Origin of the sequence: Enterovirga sp. CN4-39 (genome assembly GCF_049446235.1) — a bacterium.
Classification (GTDB): domain Bacteria; phylum Pseudomonadota; class Alphaproteobacteria; order Rhizobiales; family Beijerinckiaceae; genus Enterovirga.
In genome coordinates, this window is record NZ_JBMSEF010000056.1 from 1 (window position 1) to 1,185 (window position 1,185).

A 1,185-nucleotide genomic window follows, 5' to 3' on the forward strand; every position below is an offset into this window, starting at 1 on the left:
ATGCAGGTTCTTGCCGGAAGCCCAACACGGCCTCCTAAACCGTCTCGGGCACGCGGGCGATAGCCCGGACCCAATCAGGGTCCAGCGCGCGATCCAATGTTTCCAAGGGACCGCTCTCCACCCTGAGCGGTCGCTCGGGTCACGGCGGCGAGGAGCCGCCGTGGTTGCTTCAGAGGTCGGTCTGCTCCGAGAGGACGAGGGCGTCGTCGACCTCGATCCCGAGGTACCGGACAGTGCTTTCGAGCTTCGTGTGTCCCAGCAGAAGCTGGCGTGCTCGCAGGTTGCCGGTGCGCTTATACACGAGGGCGAGCTTCGTCCGGCGCAGGCTGTGCGTGCCGTAGGCGGCGGGATCGAGCCCGATCAGAGCAACCCAGTCGTCCAGCAACCGGCCGTACTGACGTGTCGTCAGGTGATCGACTGGGCGGCTCCGGCTGGGGAAGAGCCAGTCGCTCCCTCGTAGACCCCGGACGCGGAGCCAAGCCGCGAGCGTTTCTCGAGTCGGCTCGGTCAGCTCGAACGGCACCGGCCTGCCGGTCTTCTGCTGTACGATGGTGGTGCGAAGCCGGATCGAGTCCCCGAGGTGGATGTCGGCGACGCGAAGTCGGACGAGGTCGCAGCCCCGCAGCTTGCTGTCGATAGCCGCATTGAACATCGCGAGGTCGCGAACGCGACCCTCGTGCTGCAACCGGGTCCGAATGGCCCAAATATGCCTCGGCTTGAGAGGCGGCTTCGGTCCGATGATGCGGCCGTGGTTCCAGGATCCACGACCGGCTTCGTGATCTGAACGCATGTCACTCTCCTACTTAGGAGAGGTCAGCATCGAACTCGCCGCGCTGACGCACTACTCGGGTGCGCCATGAGCGGACACTAAGGGGCTGCCCGAGAACGGACGTTCTCAGCTTGCGGTGCCCACGACGGCTTCGACTGGGCGGTACTCTCAGGTCTTCTACGTCGAGCGGCATTGCTAGCTGACGGGGCAGAGACCGTGGAGCGTAGCCAAGCGAGCCCGGTGTCCGTCAGCCCCGACTTGGGCACGACCGACCTCATCGTGAATTGAGGTAAGCTCAACGGTGGCTCAACCAGCACGACGCCTGCTGGTGACCCGAGCGCCTCAGCGAAGCTGCGCGGGACGGCCGAGAGGAGATCTGTTTCGGCAACGATCGTCAGCGCCATCGCGAAAGCCGG

Annotated in this window: 1 protein-coding gene; it reads right to left on the reverse strand. The window is 65.1% G+C overall.

Annotation, left to right across the window (positions count from 1 at the left end; genetic code table 11):
- Positions 1 to 169 precede the first annotated feature (169 nt).
- Positions 170 to 790 carry a tyrosine-type recombinase/integrase gene (locus ACO2SS_RS28740; protein WP_423281292.1) on the reverse strand — a complete coding sequence of 207 codons (621 nt, stop codon included), beginning with the start codon at positions 788 to 790 and terminating at the stop codon, positions 170 to 172.
- Between the last annotated feature and the right edge of the window lie 395 nt (positions 791 to 1,185).

Coding starts and splice junctions, on each gene's coding strand:
- ACO2SS_RS28740 (WP_423281292.1), bottom strand. CDS start 790: ATGCGTTCAGATCACGAAGCCGGTCGTGGATCCTGGAACCACGGCCGC.